Source organism: Streptomyces sp. B1866, from assembly GCF_031932565.1.
Lineage (GTDB): Bacteria > Actinomycetota > Actinomycetes > Streptomycetales > Streptomycetaceae > Streptomyces.
The window spans coordinates 34,715-55,000 of sequence record NZ_JAVSCF010000011.1 but is presented as its reverse complement, the minus strand read 5'-3'; the positions used below and the strand labels follow the sequence as shown (position 1 = coordinate 55,000).

Sequence of the window (20,286 nt, the reverse complement as noted above, 5' to 3'; positions counted from 1 at the left end):
GGCGCGGTCGCGCGCCGGCGGCGGCGCTCGGCGGCGGGCTGCTCGCCGTCGGCCGGCTGGCCGGGGATGTCGATCTGCTGCTGACCCGCGATCCGCCCGGCACCGTCGGCCGGTCCGGCCGCGGGCTGCGCGCCCTGGTCCTGGGCAGCGGGGGCCGCCACGGCGTCGCCGTCGTCGCCCGTACGGGCCCGGGAGGTCGCGCGGCGCTTCGGCTTGGCCTCGGCCTCCTCGGCGGCGGGCGCGGCCGGGCCTCCGGCCTGCCTCTCCTTGATGACCTCGATCAGCTGGCCCTTGCGCATGCGCGCGGTGCCCCTGATCCCAAGGCTGGAGGCGAGCTGCTGGAGTTCGGCCAGGACCATGGCGTCGAGGCCGGTGCCCGAGCGGCGGCGCCGCGAGGCAGTGCCCGTGGCAGCACCGGTGGCAGGCGCGGCGGGCGCGTCCGTGGCGGGCGCGGCAGCAGGACCGACAGTGCTGTCAGGGCTGTCGGAGGTGCCGGCGGCGTTCACGCCCATCAGATCGGTGGTGTCGCTCACGAAGGGTCCTTCCCTGGAGCGGGCGTCGGCCTGTCTGGCTCGGCGACCGGTCGTGCTGTCCGGCTGGGTCCGCGCGGTCACGGACCGGGCCGGGGCGGTGGTCCGCCGCTTGGAGGAGCGGCGGGAGAGATCAGTTCATTGGGTCCGACGCGACGTACGGAACGGGACCTTGGGTCCGTCACGCCGGTTCCGGAGCGTGCTCGACGCTGCTCAGACAGGCTGCTGAGGGCAGTCGTGGAGGCTCCCGGAAGAAGGGTGGTCCCGGATGGGGACACCGAGCACCTCGCCTCCGAGTATGTCCGGGAGGCATCCAGTGCAGACTTGAGGTTAACACTACCCGATCCAACAAATATTTCCCCCTCTCCGAAGCCGGGCACTCATGTCGATCAGGTGAGCGGCAGGACGCTCGCTCCCTCGGCGTCGAGAGCCAGCCGGTTGGCCGCCCACCCCTCGCCCGCCAGCCGCGCGACCTTGTCGGCCGCGCCGTCCTCGACCAGCGCGAGCACCGTGGGGCCCGCGCCGGAGATGACCGCGGGCACGCCGTCGGCCCGCAGCCGGTGCACCAGCGCCGCGCTCTCGGGCATCGCCGGGGCGCGGTACTCCTGGTGCAGCCGGTCCTCGGTGGCCGCGAACAGCAGCTCGGGGCGCCTGGTCAGCGCCTCCACGAGCAGGGCGGCCCGGCCCGCGTTCGCGGCCGCGTCGACGTGCGGGACGGTGCGCGGCAGCAGCCCGCGGGCGGTCTCCGTCAGCACCGGCGAACCGGGCACGAAGACCACCGGAACGATGGAGTCCGAGGGTTGGAGTCTGATCGCCCGGGCGGCTCCCGCCTCCGACCAGGCCAGGGTGAAACCGCCGAGCAGGCAGGCGGCCGCGTTGTCCGGGTGGCCCTCGATCTCGGTGGCCAGCTCCAGCAGCGCGGCGTCGTCCAGCCGCTCGGCGCCGCCTATGGTCACCGCGCGGGCGGCCACGATGCCCGCGCAGGTCGCGGCGGACGACGAGCCCAGGCCCCGGCCGTGCGGGATCCGGTTGGCGCACACCACCTCCAGGCCGCGCGGCTGCCCGCCCAGCAGGTCGAAGGCGGTGCGCAGGGACCGCACCAGCAGGTGGCTCTCGTCCCGCGGCAGGGTGTCCGCGCCCTCACCTGCGATGTCGATGTGCAGACCGGAGTCGGCGACCCTGACCACCACGTCGTCGTAGAGCCCCAGGGCCAGGCCGAAGGCGTCGAATCCGGGGCCGAGGTTGGCGCTCGTTGCGGGGACGCGAACCCGGACGGCGGCGGCGCGGAACGCGGGACCGGCCATCGTTCGATGACTCTCCTTGTGTGCCGTGAGGTTGCTCGAAGAGGTACGAAAACCGCGGGGGCCGTAACGGGAAGTACGGCGACGCCGCGCAGGCTCGACAGATCTGCGGCGGGGCGGATTCAGTACAGCCTATCGAAGGAAGGTTCTGTGGCGACATAGGGCGCACAGCAGGCGCACGATGCGTGTCGCACTCCCTTCCACGGCCCGCCACCACCCGCCCGCGGCGCCGCGCGCCCCCGCCGACCCGCACGCTGGCCCGCGCCGGTCCCGCTGGTGAGGGCCTCGGTGTGACGGCGGACGCCGGATGGGACACCTGGGAGCCGGGGGTCGTTCGAGCCGGTTCGTACGGGCCGCGCGGACCCGCCCGTACCGGCCGGTACGACCGGGAGCCGCCGCGGGGCGCCCCGCGCGCGCGTACGGCCAAGCGCCCCGCCCGCGCGTACGGCGAGGCGGCGGCCCCGGCGCGCGGGTCCGGCCCGTAGCGCCCGGGGCCGGGCCGGACCCGACGGCGGGGCCGGCCGGGCCCGGGTCAGGCCAGCCCGAGCCGTTCGGCGGCGGCGGCCGCGTCGACCGGGACCGTGACCGGCTGCGGCGCGCCCGCCACCGCCCAGTCCGGGTCCTTCAGGCCGTTGCCCGTCACCGTGCACACCACCCGCTGGCCGGGGTCGAGCAGGCCGCGCTCGGCCGCCTTCAGCAGGCCGGCCGCGCTCGCCGCCGAGGCGGGTTCCACGAACACGCCCTCCTGGGCGGCCAACAGCCGGTAGGCGGCGAGGATCTGGCGGTCGGTCACCTCGTCGATGAAGCCGCCGGACTCCTCCCGGGCCCGCTCGGCCAGCTCCCAGGACGCGGGGTTGCCGATGCGGATCGCGGTGGCGATGGTGCGCGGGTCCTTCACCGGCTCGCCGCGCACGATGGGCGCCGAGCCGGACGCCTGGAAGCCCCACATGCGGGGGGTGCGGGTGGCGAGGCCGTCACGCGCGTACTCGGTGTAGCCCTTCCAGTAGGCGGTGATGTTCCCGGCGTTGCCGACCGGCAGCACGTGGATGTCGGGCGCGTCGCCGAGCATGTCCACGATCTCGAACGCGGCGGTCTTCTGCCCTTCGATACGGACCGGGTTGACCGAGTTGACCAGCGCCACCGGGTACCGCTCGGACAGGCCGCGGGCCAGCCGCAGGCAGTCGTCGAAGTTGCCGTCGACCTGGAGGATGCGCGAGCCGTGCACCAGCGCCTGGCCCATCTTGCCGAGCGCGATCTTGCCCTGCGGCACGAGGACGGCGCAGACCATTCCGGCCCGTACCGCGTAGGCCGCGGCGCTGGCGGAGGTGTTGCCGGTGGACGCGCAGATCACGGCCTGCGCGCCGGCCTCCTTCGCGGCGCTGATGGCCATGGTCATGCCACGGTCCTTGAACGACCCGGTGGGGTTCGCCCCCTCGACCTTGAGATGAACCTCACAGCCGGTGCGCTCGGAGAGCACCGGCGCGGGAACGAGCGGCGTGCCGCCCTCGCGCAGGGTGACGACCGGGGTCGCCTCCGTGACGGGAAGCCGGTCGCGGTACTCCTCGATGATGCCCCGCCACTGGCGGGTGCCGGACATTCGAGGCCCGGCGTCGGCGACAGCGTTCATGATGTCCTCTTGCTCTTCTGGTGTCCTGGCCCGCCCGGCCCGGCGGCCGGCGCACCCCTTACGCCCGTACGCGTGCCGCCCGCGGCGGCCCTCACTCGCCCTCGACCCGCATCGTGCTCGCCACCCCGCGGACCGTGTCGAGGCGGCGCAGCGCCTCCACGGTGGCCGACAGGGCGGCGTCGGTGGCCTGGTGGGTGACGACGACCAGGGACGCCTCGCCCGCCTTGCCCTGCTGGCGGACGGTGTCGATGGACACGCCGTGCTGCGCGAAGACCGCGGCGACCTGCGCGAGCACGCCCGGTTTGTCGGCGACGTCCAGGCTGATGTGGTAGCGCGTGGCCACCTCGCCCATGGGGCTGACCGGCAGGCGCGCGTACGCCGACTCGCCCGGGCCGGTGGCCCCGGCGAGCTTGTTGCGGCAGGCGGCGACGAGGTCGCCCAGGACGGCGGAGGCGGTCGGCGCGCCCCCGGCCCCCGGCCCGTAGAACATCAGCCGGCCGGCGGCCTCGGCCTCCACGAAGACGGCGTTGTACGCCTCGCGGACCGAGGCGAGCGGGTGGGTCAGCGGGATCATCGCCGGGTGCACACGGGCGGTGACCGACCGGCCGTCGGGCGTGCGCTCGCAGATGGCCAGCAGCTTGACCGTGCAGCCCATGCGCCGCGCGGAGGCGATGTCGGCGGCGGTGACCTCGGTGATGCCCTCGCGGTGCACGTCGTCCAGGGTGACGCGGGTGTGGAAGGCGATCCCGGCGAGGATGGCCGCCTTGGCGGCGGCGTCGAAGCCCTCCACGTCGGCGGTCGGGTCGACCTCGGCGTAGCCCAGCGCGGTGGCCTCGTCCAGGGCCTCGCTGTAGCCGGCGCCGGTGGACTCCATGCGGTCGAGGATGAAGTTGGTGGTGCCGTTGACGATGCCCAGAATGCGGTTGACCGTGTCGCCGGCCAGCGACTCGCGCAGCGGCCGCAGCAGCGGGATGGCGCCCGCGACGGCGGCCTCGTAGTACAGGTCGGCGCCGCGCTCCACGGCGGCGGCGTGCAGCGCGGCACCGTCCTGGGCGAGCAGCGCCTTGTTGGCGGACACCACGCTGGCGCCGTGCTCGAAGGCGGTGGTGATCAGGGTGCGGGCGGGCTCGATACCGCCGATGACCTCTATGACGACGTCGATGTCGCCGCGTTTGACCAGCGCGGTGGCGTCGGTGGTGACCAGCTCCGCGGGCACGCCCTCGCGGACCCGCGCGGGGCGGCGCACGGCGATCCCGGCCAGCTCGACCGGGCTCCCGACCCGCGCGGTCAGGTCGTCAGCGTGCGTCGTCATGAGGCGGGCCACCTGGGAGCCGACCACACCGCAGCCCAGCAGCGCCACTTTCAGCGGACGCGTACGCATCATCCGACCTCGCTATCCCTTGTCCATCCGGGCCACCCCGGCGTCCACCTGACGCTCCAGTCTCACCCACTGGACGCAAGTTTCTATCCTCGTTCCAGTATCCGAGACCTCTTTCTTGCTAGCCGACATCGAGCCGCAGCAGATCCTCCTCCGTCTCCCGCCGCACGATGACGCGGGCCGCGCCGTCGCGGACGGCGACCACGGGCGGGCGCAGCGCGTGGTTGTAGTTGCTGGCCATGGACCGGCAGTACGCGCCGGTGGCGGGCACTGCGATCAGGTCGCCGGGCGCGAGGTCGGCGGGCAGGAAGGCGTCGCGTACGACGATGTCGCCGGACTCGCAGTGCTTGCCGACCACGCGGGAGAGCACCGGCTCGGCGTCGGAGGTACGGGACAGCAGCGCGACCGAGTACTCGGCGTCGTACAGCGCGGTCCTGATGTTGTCGGACATGCCGCCGTCGACGCTGACGTAGGTGCGCAGGCCCGGCAGCTCCTTGACCGTGCCCACCTCGTACAGCGTGAAGGCGGTCGGCCCGGCGATCGCCCGGCCGGGCTCCACCGACAGCCGCGGCACCGCGAGCCCGGCGCTCTCGCACTCGCCCGTGACGATGTCGCCGAGCGCCTTGGCGATCTCGTGCGGCTCGCGCGGGTCGTCGGCGGAGGTGTACGCGATGCCGAGGCCGCCGCCGAGGTCGATCTCGGGCAGCTCCACGCCGTGCTCGTCGCGGATCCGGCGCAGCAGGCCGACGACGCGGTGGGCGGCCACCTCGAAGCCGGAGGTGTCGAAGATCTGCGAGCCGATGTGCGAGTGCAGGCCGAGCAGCTCCAGGCTGTCCAGCCGCAGCACCCGCCGCACCGCCTCGGCGGCCTGCCCGTCGGCCAGCGGGATGCCGAACTTCTGGTCCTCGTGGGCGGTCGCGATGAACTCGTGGGTGTGCGCCTCCACGCCGACGGTGACGCGGATCAGCACGGGCTGGCGGCGGCCGAGCCGCTGCGCGACGTGCGCCACCCGCACGATCTCCTGGTACGAGTCGAGCACGATCCGCCCGACCCCGGCCTCGACCGCCCGCCGGATCTCGTCGTCGCTCTTGTTGTTGCCGTGCAGCGCGATCCGCTCGGCGGGCATGCCGGCGGCGAGCGCGGTGACCAGCTCGCCGCCGGAGCACACGTCGAGGTTCAGCCCCTCCTCGCGCAGCCAGCGCACCACCGCGCGGCACAGGAACGCCTTGCCGGCGTAGAACACGTCCGCGTCCGCCCCGAACGCCTCCCGCCAGGCCCGGCAGCGGGCCCGGAAGTCCTCCTCGTCCAGCACGTACGCGGGCGTGCCGAACTCCTCCGCGAGCCGCTTGACGTCGATGCCGCCGACGGTGGCGACCCCGTCGGCGTCGCGGGTGACCGTACGGGCCCACACGCGCGGGTCGAGCCGGTTGAGGTCGGCGGGCGGGGCGGTGACGTGCCCCTCGGGCAGGACGTCGGCGTGGCGGGGCCCGGCGGGGTGGGCGGATCGGCTCATGCTGGCACTCTCTCGCTGGTCACAGGGGGGTTGTCACAGATGGTCGGGCGCCTCGATGCCGAGCAGGCGCAGCCCCGAGCCGAGCACCGTCCCGGCGGCCTCGGCGAGGGCCAGCCGGGAGCGGTGCGCGGCCAAAGGTTTCTGCTCGCCGCGCGGCAGGAGCAGGCAGGTGTCGTGGAAGCGGAAGAAGGCGTCGGCCACGGCTTCGAGATGCCGGGCCAGCCGGTCGGGGGCGGACCGCAGGGCGGCGGCGTCGAGCACGCGGGGGACGTCCCCGAGGAGCGTGAGCAGCCCGGTCTCGGCGGGGTGCGGGTAGCCGTACGCCGCCTCGGGCTCCTCGGGAACGCCGAGGTCACGGGCGTTACGCAGGAGAGCGCGGGTGCGGGCGTGGGCGTACCGGACGCGGAAGAGGGGGTTGGTCTCGCGCTGGGCGAGGAGGGCGCCGGGGTCGAGGCGCGGCGGCTCGGCCAGGGGCGTACCCAGCAGGGCCCACCGGGCGGCGTCGGGCCCGAGGAGGCGCAGCAGGCCCTCGCCGGTCATCCCGGCGGGCCGGAGGAGGGGCGGGCGGCGGGGGGCGTGGCCGCGGACCCGGGAGAGCCGCGCCAGCACCTCGCGGACGAGGGCGGCGCGGGGCTCGGCGTCCTCGCCTTCGGATCCGGAGGCGGACCGGAGGAAGACGGCGGCGGAATCCCCCTCACCCGGAACCCGCGCGGGCCCCCCGGGGGTCCCGGACACCGCGCAGACCCATCCGTAGCCCGCCCCCTGATCGAGGATGGCGCGCACGAGCCGGCCGTGGCAGGCGGCATCGAGGGTGATGTTGAGGAACCCGGGTCCGGCGACGTCGACGCGGGCGACCCCGTCCGCGCCCACCAGCCGCCGCCGCAGCACCTCGGCGATCTCCCGCGCGCCCGAGGGACTCTCCTGCGCGAGCCGGAGGGCGACGTTCGTGGCGTAGTCCCCGGCACCCGGCCGGGGCGGCGCCTGGACGACGACCCGCTCCGGCACCCGCACGCGCAGCTCGTCGGCCTCGACGAGCTGACGCACGGTGCGCAGCACGATGTCGGAGAGCTGGGCGGGGGTCACGGAACAAGGGTATGGGACAAGGGGGACGCTGAATCGAACCGTTTTCGCCCGGCAGGTCGCCGCCGCCACCCCGCACCGCGCCGACCGCCGCGCCCCTCAGCCGTGGTCCCTCACCCGGTGGGCCCGACGACCGGCTCGGCGCCCCCGGGCGCCCCCTCCACCCCGGTCCCGCGGGTCCCGTCGCGCAGCAGCCGCCACACGAGCTGGACCAGCTCGGCGGGGTCGAACGGCTTCGCCAGAAACGCGTCCACCCCGGCGACCCACCCGACCTCGACCTCGGACCGCGTACACCCGCTGACGATCGCCACGGGCACGTGGCTCGTACGGGCGTCGGACCGCAGCCGGGAGGCGGTATGCAGCCCGTTCAGCCGGGGCATCACCAGGTCCAGGGTGATCACGTCAGGACGCACCTGATGCACGATCTCCAGGCACTCGGCACCGTCGGCGGCGGTCACGACCTCGAAGCCCTCAAGCTCCAGGTTGACCCTGATCAGCTGCCGGATGACCTTGTTGTCATCGACCACAAGGACCCGGCCGGACACGCCATGCACACCTCGCAGAGTAGGCGCGCCACGCCGCCCGCGCCTGGCTTTTGCCTACTTCTGCCCCGTGCGGGGGACCTTTCCCCGGACGGGGCGACGCGGACGGCCGGATGCGGTATGGGGGCGGGGACCNGGACGGCCGGATGCGGTATGGGGGCGGGGACCTCCCCGGGCCCTGCCACTCCAGCCCCCGCCCCCGCCACCCCGACCCCGCCGTCGCGAGCCCTCGAAAGCGGCCGCCGCCTCGCCCGATCCCCTCGACCGCCGCCGGTCCGCGACCGGCCGTTATCTGTTCATGAGCACCCTGTGGAAGCTGATAGTGTTCTACTCGTCGCCGGGAACGGCGGCGGGACGCCCCCGTAGCTCAGGGGATAGAGCAACGGCCTCCGGAGCCGTGTGCGCAGGTTCGAATCCTGCCGGGGGCACTCACGGGTCAGCCAGCAAAAACCAGGCTCTGACCAGGTTGAATGCCGATGCGGGAGAGTGGGAGCCAGTCCCACTGGCTCCCACTCCTTCTTGCTGTCTCTCGCTGTTCGCGACACACCTCCGACACGCTCGTCAGACTGTGTCGCCCTCCTCCTCCAGCGCTTTTGCGATCTTCGCGTTCGCCGCTTCCTCGTGACCGTCGATACAGCCGTGGTACCGGCGGTGGATCACCTCAGGCGAGTTGCCGACCCGCCGGGCCACCTCAGCGATCGGCACCCCCGCATTCAGCCACCGGGTAATGCAGGCGTGCCGCAGGTCGTAGGGGCGCCCGGCCAACGGCGAGTCGACGCGCTCCGGAGGAAGCGCGTACTCCCGCGCTTCCTCCCACACTCGCCAGTAGGTGGACGAGCCCACCACTCCCCCGCGCTCGTTGCCGAACACGCGCCCTTCCTTGGCGGTCCCGAACCCGTCCAGGTGCGCCCGAAGGATGGCGACCAGGACAGGCGGAATGGGCACCGGCCGGTCGCTGGTCGCCTCCCGCGCCTTGAGGCCCCGGCGGTCATGCCGCTCCCCGGAGTCGGTCCACTGTTTCCCGGAGACGGGGCGTGTTTCGCGAAGCGTCAGGGTGCCCCAACCGGTGTCTGGCAGGTGGCAGTCTGACCGCCGCAGTCCGACCGCTTCAGCGGGCCGCAGCCCCGCGTAGTACAGAACCGCGTAGAAGGCCACCAAGCGCCGCCCACGGCAACGATCCCACGACCCCACGTAGGAGACGGCCATGAGCAACTGCCGGGCCTGTACGGCGTTCACCAGGACGCGGCGGTCCACCACGTCGTTCGAGCCGACGTGCTTCCGACGGGCGCGCTGAAGCGGGTTCTCCGGGAGCTCCCCCGCGACCACGGCGTGTTCAAGGGCGGTGTTCAGGGCGCGGCGCCGCCGCTTGTACGTGTCGCCCGCCGCCGGGGTGCCGTCCAGCTTGTAGCTGAGGCGGTACAGCACGTCTTCGAACACCCCGGGGTCAGCCAGATCCTCCACGGGCCGGTCTGCCGTCGTTACCCAGTCGTACGCGGCCTTGAGTTCGGCTGGCGGCTCCTCTCCCGCGTTCGCGGGCACGACCCCCCACCTGAAAGCCAGCCGAAGCGCCTCGTCGTCGGGAACGCCGTCCCCCCGCTTGACCATGGCGAGCGTCACGGCGGCAAGACCGTCCGCCATGCCCTCACGGGACTTGGCCGCGCCTGTACGCCACCGTCCGGCGACGTACTTCCGGCAGAATTCGAACCATCGCAACGGCGGTTCAGCGTCCGCTGCTTCGGCGGCTTCGGCCGCCGCGCGCACCTCGGACTCCGGCAGTCCCGATTCAATCTCGAACGCTTCACCGCGCCGGTTCATGACGTGCCACAGCTCATTGCGTCGGCTTTCGGCGAGCGGGTACGTGGCGAACGTATCGCCCCAAACCCGGCCTGCCACCACCCAACGAAGGCGCCATGGCCGGGACTTACGGCCGGTCTTGGAGATTTTCCACAGCCTGACGTCGAAGGTGTAGCCCGGCCGGGCTGATCCGCGAGGGCGCCCGGCCGGGGTGTCGTTCTCAGCGTTCACGCAGCGTCCTCGCGCTCCGTGAGCCAACGCTCGTACTCCGACCGCCTGATCCGTACGTCGCCGTTCGGGAGCTTGATCGAGCGGGGTCCCTTTCCTAGCTGGCGCCACCGATAGAAGGTCGACGGGGCAACCTTCAGATCGGCAATGACCTCCTGGACGGTCATCTTCTCGTCCACCCTGCGGGCGCTCATGCCGCTGTCCTCTCTTCAGTTTTGATCTTCTACTCAAGGGTGGTGGCCCTTGTTCTGTCAGGTCCGCTACTTCCGCTACCTCCGCTACCGCCCTGGTCAGGGGCATGATCGTGGTAGCGGATGGGGTAACGGGTAGCGGATGTGCCGCTACCGGCCGGTGGGTGGCCGGTAGCGGCAGTGGGGCCCTGGTAGCGGGCGGTAGCGGATGTGAGGGGTGTGTCCGCTACCTAGTCGTCGCTGGTCAGGGGCAGGGTGGGGGGGTGGTAGCGGAGGTAGCGGATGTTCCGGGGGTGGGAGGGCAGTACCGCGTCCAGGCGTCGGTGAGGTCGCAGGCGTAGTAGCCCTTGACGACTCCGTCGCCGGTCTTGATGTTGCGTGCCTTGATGGGCTGGTTATCGACGGTGACGTACTCCCCGAGCCGTCGGGCCAGGCCCCGGGCGTCCAGGGGTTTGCCGCCGATGTCGGCCCAGGGGGATTCGTCCATGGCGTGCAGGCTGGCCAGGATGTGCGCGGTGGGCATGCGGTCGTCGCCGTTGCGGATGCGGTTGCGGTAGCCGAAGACGTGGTCGCGTAGGTCGGTGAGCAGGCGGATACCGAGGCTGGCTTTGTCGTCCTGGCGGGCGGCGTTGATGAGTTCCACGCACGCGGCGCGGGCCCGCTCAGGCCAGGCGCCTCCGGCGGCGTCGGCGACGGCCAGCAGGGGCTCCCACACGTCGGCGGGCCGGTCGGTGATGCCGTCGGGCATGGCGGGGAACGCGCCGGTCACCGTGTCGCGGACCCGTGTCGCCCAGGTGGCGAGGCGTTCGCGCAGTGCGTGGCCTTCCGGCTCGTGGACCCGCCTGCGCCAGGGTTCCACGTGCTCGTTGGGGGCGCGGCGGCGCATGCGGATGATCACGCTGCGGGTCAGGATGGTGTCGGGCAGGGAGCCGAGTCCGGCCATGGCGACGGCGCAGTAGGAGGGGAATTCCTGCACGGTCTGGTTGGAGCCGTCGCCCACGCACCGCCACATGCCCACCCCCCGGCGGTGGCCCGCGTTGAGGAATCCGCGCAGCGGTTCGTTGTCGCCCGCCTTGGGCCCGAAGATCGTGTCCACCTCGTCGAAGAGGATGGTGGGGCGGGTTTCGGTGGCGGACACGGCGCGGAACATCGCCGAGGCGGACGCCTGTGCGGCCACCATCCGGTTGGGGACCAGGGGTTCCATGACTTCCAGGGCCCGCGACTTGCCCGACCCCGGTTCGGGGGACAGGAACGCGATGCGGGGGGTGGAGTCGAAGCAGTCGATCAGGTGCGCGTGGGCGTCCCACAGCGCGACCGCGACGTAGGCCGCTTCCAGTGGGAAGACGTTGAACCTGCGGTGGAAGGCTTCCACCTCGTTCAGCAGGGTGGCGGCGTCGGGGCCCGGTGGGGCGGTGGGGGTGGTGTCGGTCATGCGGCGGTCCTCTCGCTTGCGGTGGCGGTGCGGGGGCCGGGGTGGTGTGGGGCTGTCTGGAGGCCGTTGGTGACGGCGCGGCGGGCGTACGGCTCGGGGACGCCGACGGCGACGGCGACGGCCACGATCTGTTCGCCGATGGTGTCCAGTCCGCACGGGCCGGGGCATGCCGTGTGCTGGGCGGCGAGGAAGCGGGCCACTCCGAACGCCTGTGATCCCGCGCCGGACGTGGTGCGGGCCCGTACGAGGGCAAGGCCGCGGTTCAGGCCGGTGCGGACGTACTGCTCGGTGTGGCGGCATCCGGTGGCCACCGTCCGGTCCCACGTGGCGCCGGGGGCAGAAGACACCACCCCCGCCCCGCTGGGCGTGGTGCTGGTGTCTTGCTTCACCGGCAGGGCGCGCACGGCGGGCGGCAGGTCGGCCATGCGGCCGGTGCCGGGCCCCAGCCACCGGGCGTAGGCCATGAGCGACTTGATGTCGATGCCGGGGCGGACGGCGTTGTGGGAGCGCATGGTGCCCCGGTAGATCCAGTGCTCGCCGCGCGTGGTCGGCACGGTCCGGGTGGCGGGCAGGTGTTCCCGGGCCCATGCGACGGCCGCCGCGTTGTCCAGGTCGACCACGGTGAGCCCTGCCCCGCCGGGGTGGTAGGCGACGGCCACGGCCTGCCGCCACGCCGCCGCCCACGCGCGGGAGGTGAGGACGGCCGGGTCGGTGCTGGCCGCCGCCCACGCGTGGCAGGGTGCGGGGCACTGGCAGGCGCCCGCGTGCCGCATGTTCGGCCGGCCGCCGCACGCGGGCGGTCGGCCGGTGCAGGCGCGGCAGTTGGCGGGCGGCATCTTGCCCGCGCTCAACGGCAGCACGGGGACGGCCCGCGCGGCCAGTTCGAGTGCGGCGTTCAGCAGCGCGGTAGTGCGGTCTTGGGTCATGCTGGTTGTTCTCCAGTTCTGTTGTGAGTGCTGGGAGACCGGGGCGGCCGCGGTCTTTGGCGAGAGGCGGCCGTCCCGGGCGGGGGTCAGGCGGTGGTGGGCCAGCCGTCCAGGGGGATGGTGGCGCTAGCGGAATCTGCTGTGCGGGGTGGTCAGGGAGGGTGGGGCACCCCTTGCCGGGGGGCGTGTGGAGGGGGTTTCTGGGGTGTTGGCCGGGTGCCTCCCTGTCTCCCTGGTGGATCATTCGTGCTGGTCAGGGGGAGGGAGGCGGGTCAGGGAGGGGGGTAGGGAGTTCTCCCTGCCTCCCTGACCCGTGTGGGTGTGGCTCCCTGTTATCCGGTGGCGGAAGCGGAACCGGTTTCGGGTCGGTCGGCGAGCGCGCGGTGGATGCGGTCGCGGGCGATGACCATGCGGCCGTCGGACTTGTACGGCTCGGCTCCGGTGCCGTCCAGGATCCGCTTGAGGTCGATGAACGACCAGCCGCCGTAGGCGTCGGTGTCGAGCGTGGCGAGCCGCTTGAGGACGTCCTGGGTCAGCACGCGGGGCGCGTCGCCGATGGCGGTGGCGATGTCGGCGAGCGGGTCCCGCTCCCCGCCCCGCTCGATGACGTGCAGCGTGGTGACCCCGTCGCGCAGGGCCTTGGCGCGGTTGGCGATGGCGTTGGCGTCGTCGTCGCTGATGTAGTGCGTGCGCACCGTGATGGACGACTGGCCCTTGGGTATGTCGATGCCGCTGGAGGCGACGACCAGGGTTCCCTGATCCAGTCCGGGGCGCAGCAGGTTCGGGGCGGCGCCGCCGTCGACGGCCTTGTCTCCCAGTGCCATCCGGGCCTGTGATTCGGTGCCCAGCGCGAGGGCGGCGCGGGTGTGGGCGCCTTCGCGTACGAGTTTGGGAAGGTTCTGGTCGGTGGGGTCCTGGGTGCCCTGCCACATCAGCACGTTCACGACACGGCCCTGGTTGTGGATCTTGCGGACGGCCATGAAGTAGCGGCTGGTGGCCTTGGAGCCGCCGTACGGGCGGCCCTCGTCGTCCTTGACCGGGCACATGAACGCCACCTGTGCCTCATCCGTGATGCAGATCAGCGGCGGGAACTCGATGCCCGGGTCGTTCTGGCGGGCCTCGATCCGGCGGTTCATCTCGTCCACGACGCCTTCGACCATCTCGGTCGCCTGGATGACGTGGTCATCGGTCGGACCCTGGATGAGCACCGTGGCCAGGCCGTCGAACATGACCCAGTCGCCGCCTTTGAGGTCGGCGAGGCGGAATTCCACGGTCTTGTCCAGCGCGGCCCACAGGGCGAGCGCGCGCAGGGACGCGGTCTTGCCCTGGTTGGACAGGCCGGTGATGAGCAGGTGCCGCTGGTACAGGCTGATCGCGGCGGCGTCCCCGCGCAGGTCCTGGCCCCACGGGGCGCGGCCCTTCTTGTAGTCGGCGGTCAGGGTCTCGTCGGTGACCAGCGGGGAGGGGCCGATGGGTTCGTCCAGTGCGCCGGAGTCGGCGATCCACAGGCGGACGGTGCGGGCGGCTTCGGGGAGGGTGATGAACACCTCGTGCTCGTGCCGTCCGAGGTTTTCCGCGAGCTTCCGGCGCCGGGTCTGCACTTCGATGGTGGACACCCCGGACGGCAGGGTGACGTCGACTTCGACGCCGCATCCTGCGATGACGATGGGGGAGAGCATCGACGCGCCCGCGTCGCCCATCTCCTTGACCGCGGTGCGCAACGCCGCCACCCCCAGGTCGCGCAGGGCCTTGACGACGATTGAGGGGGTGATGGGGTCTCCCCCGGTGGTGCGGGCGTGGGTGGGCAGGGCCCAGTTCGGGGCGGCCTGCTGGTGGCGGCCGACCGCCCACAGCCCGAGCAGGGCCAGGAACGGGCCGAGTGTGACCGCCGGTCCCCACACGACGGTCACGATGGTGACCAGCAGGCGAATGAACTCGACCACCGCCATCAGCGGTGTCACCACATCGGTGGTGTCCTTGTTCGCCACGGCCAGCGCCACGCCGAGCGCGACCAGGCCGCCGATCCCCATCCCGGTACCGACGGCGGCGGACTTGGCCGCGACGACCGGGGAGCGCAGCAGCTCCATGCGGCGGCGGTGGCGGGCTTCGCGGAACCGCTGCCCGCGCTCCTCCCACTCGGCTGCCGCCTCGTAGTTCCCGGCCGCCTCGGCGGCGCGCAGCATGCGCTCATACCGGGCCGCCGTCCGCCCGTCCCACGTGCGGCGGGCGGTGATCCGGGCGCCGCCGACCACGTAGAGGGTGTGGCGGGCGACCAGGCGGCCGCATGTGCGGGTGCGGTCGTGGGTGGCCACGGTCTTCACCGTGCGCCAGGCCCGGTGCGCCCGGCCCGGCACGTTCGGCACGGTGGGGGCCTCGGTCGGCGCGGTGCCGGTGTCCTTCACCGGGGCCGGGGCCGGTGGGGGCGGGGTGGGGGTGCGGCGGGCGCGGTGGGTGTCGAGGTCGTGGACGCTGGCCACGTCCGGCGGCGTCGGCGCGGGTTCGGTCGTCATGGCAGAAGGGCTCCAGCAGTCAGGTGCGGGCGGTGGGGGCGGGGTGGGGCAGGCGGGATACGGCGTCGAGCCAGGCCAGGTCAGCGGCCGTCAGCCCGCCCCCGGCGGGGGCGGCCGGGACAAGCGGGGGGTCGTCGTCGGGCCCGCCGCCGTGGGGGCCGTGGCCGCCGGGCCCGGCGCAGCAGGGGCAGGACACGTCGGCCCACAGTCGGCCGCGTTCCCACGCGGCGTGGGCGGCGGCTCCGGCCAGGTCCAACGCCCAGGACGCGGCGGCCAGGGGCAGGACGAGGGCGGTGCTGAGCGGGTCGGGCCGGTGGCCGAAGAGGGCCGGGACGGCCAGCAGGGCCAGCAGAGCGGCGCCGGTCCACTGGTGGTGGCAGCGGGCCAGCAGCACCGGGCGCGGAGTGGCGGCCAGGGCGTGCAGGTAGGCGGACAGGTCAGCAAACGGACGCGGTAACGCAGGCATGGCAGGACTCCCCGAAGTGGTCGTCGGGCGGGAAGGGCGGGGCTGTTCGGGCCACCGCATGCCGCACCCCAGCAGGGGCGGGGGTGCGGCCACGGAAGCCGGACAGGCTCAGGCCAGACCGGCGCGGCGGATCGCGCGCTCGGTGTCGCGCACCCGACGCTCAGCCTGCTTACGCGCCTGCTTCGCGGTGGCGCGGTCGGCCCACTTCGCGGCCCGCTCGGCAGCGCGGGCGGCGGCGAGGTCGTCCTGGGCCTTGTCGTACTGGCGGCGCAGCGCCGCCGCTTCCCGGCGGCCCCGGTCTTCGGCCCGCGCGTCGATGGCGTCCAGGCGCCGCTCGAAGCGCGGGTCGATCGCTTCAGCCCCGGCGAGAGCCTGTTTGGCGCCGCGTATCAGCAGACGGGCGCGCTCGCGCTTCTCGGCACGGGTGTAGGAGCGGTACACGTCGGTCACGTCGATCCTTCCTGGTCAGCGGTGGCGGGTGGTGGTGTGGCTCTTGCCGAACCACCGGTTGTGGTTGGTGATCGTGGTGATGTGCGTGTCGCCCCCGGCGGCGCGGCCGGGGCGGGCGAGCTTGTTCAGCGCGAGCGCGCCGACCAGCAGTGCCAGGCCGGTGGCGCCCGCGGTGACCTGGGACAGGACCATGGAGGTGCCCCAGCCGGTACCGGCGGCCAGTGCGGCGCCGCCGACCAGCCGCTGTGCGAGGGGGTCCATACGCGGCCCGGCCGCACGCGGCGGGGCCACCGGCACCGGCACTGCGGCGGCCGGGCGGATGATCTGGTCGGCGGGCATGGGGACCATGCGGCCGTAGGCGTCCGGCACCCACACCACCGGGCCGGAACGCTCCGTGCGCTCGGTGTGGAGCTCTACCGGGCCGGACAGCGGCACCGGCACGCCGAAACCGGTGCTGGGGGCGGTGGTGGGGTCGGGCCAGGCGGGCAGGGGCGGGGTACGGGGATCGGGCAGGTGGGAGTTCACGGCGGTCCTTCCAGCGGGAGAGCGAGGGGGAGGGGCAGGCAGCCAGGCGCGGGGCGCGGGCGCGGCTGTGTCAGGTGGTCAGGCCCTCTGCGTTGCTGCGGCCAGGATGGCGGCGTGGTCGAACGCGAGGCGGGGCGGCAAGGCGTCCAGCGGCCACCAGCGGGCGGCCCGCGCGTCGTCCCCGGCGACGGCCAAGGTGCCCGCGGGGACGACCGCGAGATACGCCGCCGTCACGTACCGGCCGCGCGGGTCGCGGCGGGGGGCGTCCCAGACACCGATCAGGCGCAGGTCCCCGGCGGGCACCCGAACGGCGGTCTCCTCCTCCAGCTCGCGCACGGCCGCGGCAAGGCTGGTCTCACCGGGGTCCACATGCCCACCCGGCAAGGCCCAGTGGCCCCGGTACGGGTCCCACTCGCGCTCGATCAGCAGCACACGGCCGCTGGTGTCGACGATGACGATGTCTGCGGTGTAGCGGATGGTCTCGAACGTCTCGCTCATGCGGTCATCTCCAGGAAAACGTCGGGATAGGCGCAGGTCACGCACACCCCCAGCGAGCGGGGGATGCAGTAACCGGCGTCCCTAGAGCACTGTGGGCAGGTGCGGCGCGCGCGCATGGCGGCAGCGAGCGCGGCGTGCTTCGCGGGGGTCATCGGCCGGACCTTCTTCGCCTGGTCCAGGCGGTAGAGGTAGGCGATCCGGACACCGCCCGCGCGGCGGTTGGCCCGCATGATCTGCGCCTGTACTGGCTGCCCGCCCGGCCGAAGCCCACGGGCCCGTAACTGCCGCCGGGTGGCCAGCCCGTCAGGCGCCAGCCGCCACGGGAACGTGGGAACCCCGTAGCGCGCGCCGGTGGGGTCGTAGCACTTACCGAACGCCAGGGACATCAGCCCTCACCCCCGACCAGCCGCAGCCCGCCCGGGACGGCCTCGCTGCCGCCCGCCGCGGCCCGTTCGGCCCGTTCGGCGCGCAGCGCGTCCCGCAGGGTGCGGGCGCGGGCGGCTGACGTACGGACCGCCGTGCGGATCGCATCCGCCGTCAGCTCACCGTCCGACCACGCGGCCGTAGCCGCCCGCGCCTGTTCCAGCAGTTCCTCCGGGGTACGCACCGGGCGGGGCGTGCGGGCGGCGTGCGGGACCCGACCGGTCGCCCGCCGCGGCCGTGCCGCCGACGCGGCCACCGACCCGACCGGCACGCCGGTCGACTCCGGCCCCGACTCCGGCTCCGGCTGGGGGTCCGTGGCCGGGGTGCCAGTCGGGTCGGGTTCGGCCGACTGCACGGGAGCCGGGCCGGGCACCGGCGCCGTGGTGGCGGGGGCCGACTCTTCCAGCTCACCCACCGACCGTTCTGCCCGCATATCATACGGTTCCGGGGTGGCGGGTTGGTGGTGCAGGACTTTGGCGACCAGGTCGGAGCCGAAGAAGATGGACCCGACCGGCAGACTGGTTGCCAGCAGGACCAGGGCCCAGTGGGCCGGTGCCCAGTCGGCCAGCCGGACCCTGCCCCCGGTCGGCTCGTGCAGGGCGGGAACCATGCCGTGCACGTAGTTCAGCACCAGGGACGCGGCGGTGTACCCGGCCAGCACCCGCAGCGCAAACCGCCGGTCGTCCCCGGTCAGGGTCAGGGCAGCCGTCAGGGCCAGGGCCATCAGGCCATCGACCACGAACGGGTACAACGTGGCGGCGGTCGGGTCCGCGCCGATCGCACGCGCGATATCCCGCAGCGCGTTCCACGACACCCGGAACGCCAGCGCCACCACCCCGACCAGCGCCACCACCAACAGCACCTTCGGCCTGCGGCTCACCACGCACCCCCGCCCGCGCCACCGGGGCGCGCGATCAGGGCCGTGACCATCGGCCCGGCCGCCTGGTTGACCTGTTCGGCCAGCAGGTCGACCGCGTCCATCGCGCTGACGGTCAGACCCAGGCCGCGCGGTGCGGCCGGGACAGGCCACGGGCCGACGAGAGGTACACGCACCTGCGCGGTCACCAGAACGGCCGGCCGGTCGTCCCCCGGGAGCCACGAACCGGCGTAGCCGTCGGCGTCGTCGTCCAGGTCGCGGGCAGGCTGCCAGTCACGCCACCGGTACGGCAGGTGTGCCCGCAGGGCGGTGTGGGGCAGCGGCACGTCGACCACGGCCAGCAGACCCTCCCCGTCCTCGCGGTGCTCGATGCGCACGGCCGTCAGGTCGGGGCGGACGCGCACGTAACCGGGTGACATGACCGGCGCGCACGCCACCTGCCACACGGCGGCGGCGAACTCTTCGGCATTGGCCAGCGGGGTGTCCGGCTCGCCCGGCTCGTGGAACAGGGCGGGCCGCTGGGCCAGGTAGACACCGAACCGGCTGTGCCCGTCCGAGGCGCGGGCCCGGTCGTACTGAGCGTCGATCCGGACGAGGGTGTCCGGCGTCCAGCGGGTCATCGGGCGTTCCCTTCGGCAGGGGCGGGCAGGTGGGTACCGGGGCGGCCGTCACGGCGGCCCCAGACGGTGGCGTGCACGGGCGCGGGGCCGTCGGCGACCAGCCAGCCGCCCTTGACCTGCTTGGCCAGGTACATCGACTCGTCCGCCCGCCGCAGCGCGACGGACAGGTCCGCCCCGGCGCGGGAGGGAACCAGGTAGGCGCCGATCGAGGCGCCCACCACCAGCGGCGGCCCGTCTGGGCGGGGGACCGGGGAGCACAGCCACTGATGCAGGTGGACCAACTCACCGCGCAACGCGTCCGCGCTGTCCACGCGGACGGCGGCAGCGAACTCATCCCCACCCAGCCGCCCGGCGACCCCAAGGCCATCGGCCCACTGGGCCAGGCGCTCGCCGGTGGCCCGGATGACCGCGTCTCCGGCCGCGTGCCCGAAGCGGTCGTTGACCTGCTTGAAGCCGTCCAGGTCGATGACCAGCACAGCCACCGGCCGCCGCCCGGCCAGCACCCGGCAGGCAGCACGCTCGAAGACGGCCCGACCTACCAGGCCGGAGAGGGGGTCACGGCGGGCGGCGGCCAGACGGCGACGCCACCACAGGCCGTGGACCGCCCACCCGGCAGCCAGCGGCGCGGCAGCGGCCAGGGTGTGCAGCGCGTCGGGGGTCACAGGGCACCCCCGACCAGAGCGGGGCACTGCGCCCGGTTGGACACCCGGGCCCGCGCGACCATCAACCGCCGCTGCGCCCGCCGGAAGCGCTTGGCGTCGATCGGGTACACCTGCCGGTCGAGCAGCGCGATACGGACATCCAGCAGCTCAACCTCAGCGCGGATGACCGGCATCTCACGCTCGATGGCGGCCAGTTCCGCCTCGGTCGGCTCGCGGTCGGGGTGCAGGCCGGGCCCCGGGGTTTCGGCCCAAGGGTCGGGATGGGTGTGGGACATTGAGAGTCCTGTCTCAAGAGGGACGGGAAACCCCGGGGTGGCGGAAGTCCTTGGCCGGAACCGTCACTCCGGGGGGCGGGAAGGTGGAAGCGGTGGTCAGCGGGAGCCGCTGCCGCCGCAGGACGAGCACGACCGCACCGACTGGCGTGTCACGCCGTCGCTGCCGGTCTCGGTGACCGTCGACTGCCCGGCACCCCCGCACGCGGTGCAGGGCCGGGCCTCTTAACACGTGGTGCAAAGCGGGATACATCCATCAGGATCAGCCTCCTTGCTTGGTTCAAGGGGGGTGGTCAAGGCCCCGTCCCCGGTGTTCCAGCACCAAGGCGGGGCCGCTTGCTGCGGAGCGCTGACGTGCTCCCCCTCACCGCCCGGCCAGGAAGACCCGGACGAGCGGATCAGGCAACCGTCAGCTGGTGGTGACCCGGCCCAAGCTGGCCG

Annotated in this window: 21 protein-coding genes and 1 tRNA gene; 1 reads left to right on the top strand and 21 read right to left on the bottom strand. The window is 73.5% G+C overall.

All coding sequences use genetic code 11. The features are described from left to right. From RKE29_RS03805 to RKE29_RS03775, 7 genes are all read right to left on the bottom strand, one after another. On the bottom strand, window positions 1-533 hold a 533-nt coding region (locus RKE29_RS03805; RefSeq protein ID WP_312003570.1), incomplete at its 3' end, for a Rho termination factor N-terminal domain-containing protein. A 386-nt stretch (window positions 534-919) separates the two neighbouring features. After that, window positions 920-1,834, bottom strand: a complete 915-nt coding sequence (gene thrB / locus RKE29_RS03800) for a homoserine kinase (RefSeq protein WP_312003569.1) — start codon at window positions 1,832-1,834, stop codon at window positions 920-922. A gap of 529 nt (window positions 1,835-2,363) precedes the next feature. Continuing rightward, a complete protein-coding gene (gene thrC / locus RKE29_RS03795) occupies window positions 2,364-3,458 on the bottom strand; it encodes a threonine synthase (protein ID WP_312003568.1) in 1,095 nt (364 codons plus the stop codon). Between the two features lie 91 nt (window positions 3,459-3,549). Continuing rightward, the gene (locus RKE29_RS03790) at window positions 3,550-4,842 is read right to left on the bottom strand and encodes a homoserine dehydrogenase (RefSeq protein WP_312003567.1); all 1,293 of its coding nucleotides are present in this window, start codon (window positions 4,840-4,842) and stop codon (window positions 3,550-3,552) included. A 115-nt stretch (window positions 4,843-4,957) separates the two neighbouring features. Continuing rightward, window positions 4,958-6,349, bottom strand: a complete 1,392-nt coding sequence (lysA, locus tag RKE29_RS03785) for a diaminopimelate decarboxylase (RefSeq protein WP_312003566.1) — start codon at window positions 6,347-6,349, stop codon at window positions 4,958-4,960. Between the two features lie 33 nt (window positions 6,350-6,382). Beyond that, window positions 6,383-7,432: an ArgS-related anticodon-binding protein NrtL gene (nrtL, locus tag RKE29_RS03780; RefSeq protein ID WP_312003565.1), complete on the bottom strand. Its 1,050-nt coding sequence runs from the start codon at window positions 7,430-7,432 to the stop codon at window positions 6,383-6,385. A gap of 110 nt (window positions 7,433-7,542) precedes the next feature. Beyond that, the gene (locus RKE29_RS03775; protein ID WP_312003564.1) at window positions 7,543-7,974 is read right to left on the bottom strand and encodes a response regulator; all 432 of its coding nucleotides are present in this window, start codon (window positions 7,972-7,974) and stop codon (window positions 7,543-7,545) included. A 353-nt stretch (window positions 7,975-8,327) separates the two neighbouring features. Here RKE29_RS03775 and RKE29_RS03770 point away from each other — a divergent pair. Then, window positions 8,328-8,399 (top strand) — tRNA-Arg (locus tag RKE29_RS03770). 133 nt (window positions 8,400-8,532) lie between these two features. Here the strand turns inward: RKE29_RS03770 and RKE29_RS03765 are convergent. The 14 genes from RKE29_RS03765 to RKE29_RS03700 form a co-directional block, all read right to left on the bottom strand. Next, entirely contained in the window at window positions 8,533-9,996 is a 1,464-nt protein-coding gene (locus RKE29_RS03765) for a tyrosine-type recombinase/integrase (RefSeq protein ID WP_312003563.1), read from the bottom strand. Continuing rightward, entirely contained in the window at window positions 9,993-10,187 is a 195-nt protein-coding gene (locus RKE29_RS03760) for a helix-turn-helix domain-containing protein (RefSeq protein WP_312003562.1), read from the bottom strand. Before RKE29_RS03760 ends, RKE29_RS03765 begins: the two co-directional genes overlap by 4 nt. A gap of 241 nt (window positions 10,188-10,428) precedes the next feature. Further along, the gene (locus tag RKE29_RS03755) at window positions 10,429-11,616 is read right to left on the bottom strand and encodes a DUF3631 domain-containing protein (RefSeq protein ID WP_312003561.1); all 1,188 of its coding nucleotides are present in this window, start codon (window positions 11,614-11,616) and stop codon (window positions 10,429-10,431) included. Then, window positions 11,613-12,542, bottom strand: a complete 930-nt coding sequence (locus RKE29_RS03750; protein WP_312003560.1) for a bifunctional DNA primase/polymerase — start codon at window positions 12,540-12,542, stop codon at window positions 11,613-11,615. Before RKE29_RS03750 ends, RKE29_RS03755 begins: the two co-directional genes overlap by 4 nt. 332 nt (window positions 12,543-12,874) lie before the next feature. Next, window positions 12,875-15,052 (bottom strand): FtsK/SpoIIIE domain-containing protein, encoded by a 2,178-nt coding sequence (locus tag RKE29_RS03745; protein WP_312003559.1) that lies wholly within the window; start codon window positions 15,050-15,052, stop codon window positions 12,875-12,877. A gap of 19 nt (window positions 15,053-15,071) precedes the next feature. Continuing rightward, complete coding sequence (locus RKE29_RS03740; RefSeq protein WP_312003558.1) at window positions 15,072-15,518, bottom strand: hypothetical protein; 447 nt, start codon at window positions 15,516-15,518, stop codon at window positions 15,072-15,074. A gap of 108 nt (window positions 15,519-15,626) precedes the next feature. Continuing rightward, window positions 15,627-15,968 carry a hypothetical protein gene (locus tag RKE29_RS03735; RefSeq protein WP_312003557.1) on the bottom strand — a complete coding sequence of 114 codons (342 nt, stop codon included), beginning with the start codon at window positions 15,966-15,968 and terminating at the stop codon, window positions 15,627-15,629. A gap of 15 nt (window positions 15,969-15,983) precedes the next feature. Further along, a complete protein-coding gene (locus RKE29_RS03730; protein WP_312003556.1) occupies window positions 15,984-16,493 on the bottom strand; it encodes a hypothetical protein in 510 nt (169 codons plus the stop codon). A gap of 78 nt (window positions 16,494-16,571) precedes the next feature. Then, the gene (locus RKE29_RS03725; RefSeq protein WP_312003555.1) at window positions 16,572-16,991 is read right to left on the bottom strand and encodes an NUDIX hydrolase; all 420 of its coding nucleotides are present in this window, start codon (window positions 16,989-16,991) and stop codon (window positions 16,572-16,574) included. Further along, complete coding sequence (locus tag RKE29_RS03720) at window positions 16,988-17,377, bottom strand: RRQRL motif-containing zinc-binding protein (RefSeq protein ID WP_312003554.1); 390 nt, start codon at window positions 17,375-17,377, stop codon at window positions 16,988-16,990. The genes RKE29_RS03725 and RKE29_RS03720 overlap by 4 nt, the downstream gene beginning before the upstream one ends. Further along, complete coding sequence (locus tag RKE29_RS03715; RefSeq protein WP_312003553.1) at window positions 17,377-18,294, bottom strand: DUF2637 domain-containing protein; 918 nt, start codon at window positions 18,292-18,294, stop codon at window positions 17,377-17,379. Before RKE29_RS03715 ends, RKE29_RS03720 begins: the two co-directional genes overlap by 1 nt. Then, entirely contained in the window at window positions 18,291-18,911 is a 621-nt protein-coding gene (locus RKE29_RS03710) for a hypothetical protein (RefSeq protein WP_312003552.1), read from the bottom strand. Before RKE29_RS03710 ends, RKE29_RS03715 begins: the two co-directional genes overlap by 4 nt. After that, a complete protein-coding gene (locus tag RKE29_RS03705) occupies window positions 18,908-19,573 on the bottom strand; it encodes a GGDEF domain-containing protein (RefSeq protein ID WP_312003551.1) in 666 nt (221 codons plus the stop codon). The genes RKE29_RS03710 and RKE29_RS03705 overlap by 4 nt, the downstream gene beginning before the upstream one ends. Beyond that, window positions 19,570-19,848 (bottom strand): DUF6284 family protein, encoded by a 279-nt coding sequence (locus RKE29_RS03700; protein ID WP_312003550.1) that lies wholly within the window; start codon window positions 19,846-19,848, stop codon window positions 19,570-19,572. Before RKE29_RS03700 ends, RKE29_RS03705 begins: the two co-directional genes overlap by 4 nt. Window positions 19,849-20,286: the final 438 nt, after the last annotated feature.

Bases quoted from the DNA above. Each gene is read 5' to 3' on its own strand.
- RKE29_RS03710 (WP_312003552.1), bottom strand. From the start codon at position 18,911: ATGACCCGCTGGACGCCGGACACCCTCGTCCGGATCGACGCTCAGTAC.
- lysA (WP_312003566.1), bottom strand. From the start codon at position 6,349: ATGAGCCGATCCGCCCACCCCGCCGGGCCCCGCCACGCCGACGTCCTG.
- RKE29_RS03790 (WP_312003567.1), bottom strand. From the start codon at position 4,842: ATGATGCGTACGCGTCCGCTGAAAGTGGCGCTGCTGGGCTGCGGTGTG.
- RKE29_RS03720 (WP_312003554.1), bottom strand. From the start codon at position 17,377: ATGTCCCTGGCGTTCGGTAAGTGCTACGACCCCACCGGCGCGCGCTAC.
- RKE29_RS03755 (WP_312003561.1), bottom strand. From the start codon at position 11,616: ATGACCGACACCACCCCCACCGCCCCACCGGGCCCCGACGCCGCCACC.
- RKE29_RS03750 (WP_312003560.1), bottom strand. From the start codon at position 12,542: ATGACCCAAGACCGCACTACCGCGCTGCTGAACGCCGCACTCGAACTG.
- thrC (WP_312003568.1), bottom strand. From the start codon at position 3,458: ATGAACGCTGTCGCCGACGCCGGGCCTCGAATGTCCGGCACCCGCCAG.
- RKE29_RS03760 (WP_312003562.1), bottom strand. From the start codon at position 10,187: ATGAGCGCCCGCAGGGTGGACGAGAAGATGACCGTCCAGGAGGTCATT.
- RKE29_RS03740 (WP_312003558.1), bottom strand. From the start codon at position 15,518: ATGCCTGCGTTACCGCGTCCGTTTGCTGACCTGTCCGCCTACCTGCAC.
- RKE29_RS03725 (WP_312003555.1), bottom strand. From the start codon at position 16,991: ATGAGCGAGACGTTCGAGACCATCCGCTACACCGCAGACATCGTCATC.
- RKE29_RS03700 (WP_312003550.1), bottom strand. From the start codon at position 19,848: ATGTCCCACACCCATCCCGACCCTTGGGCCGAAACCCCGGGGCCCGGC.
- RKE29_RS03745 (WP_312003559.1), bottom strand. From the start codon at position 15,052: ATGACGACCGAACCCGCGCCGACGCCGCCGGACGTGGCCAGCGTCCAC.
- thrB (WP_312003569.1), bottom strand. From the start codon at position 1,834: ATGGCCGGTCCCGCGTTCCGCGCCGCCGCCGTCCGGGTTCGCGTCCCC.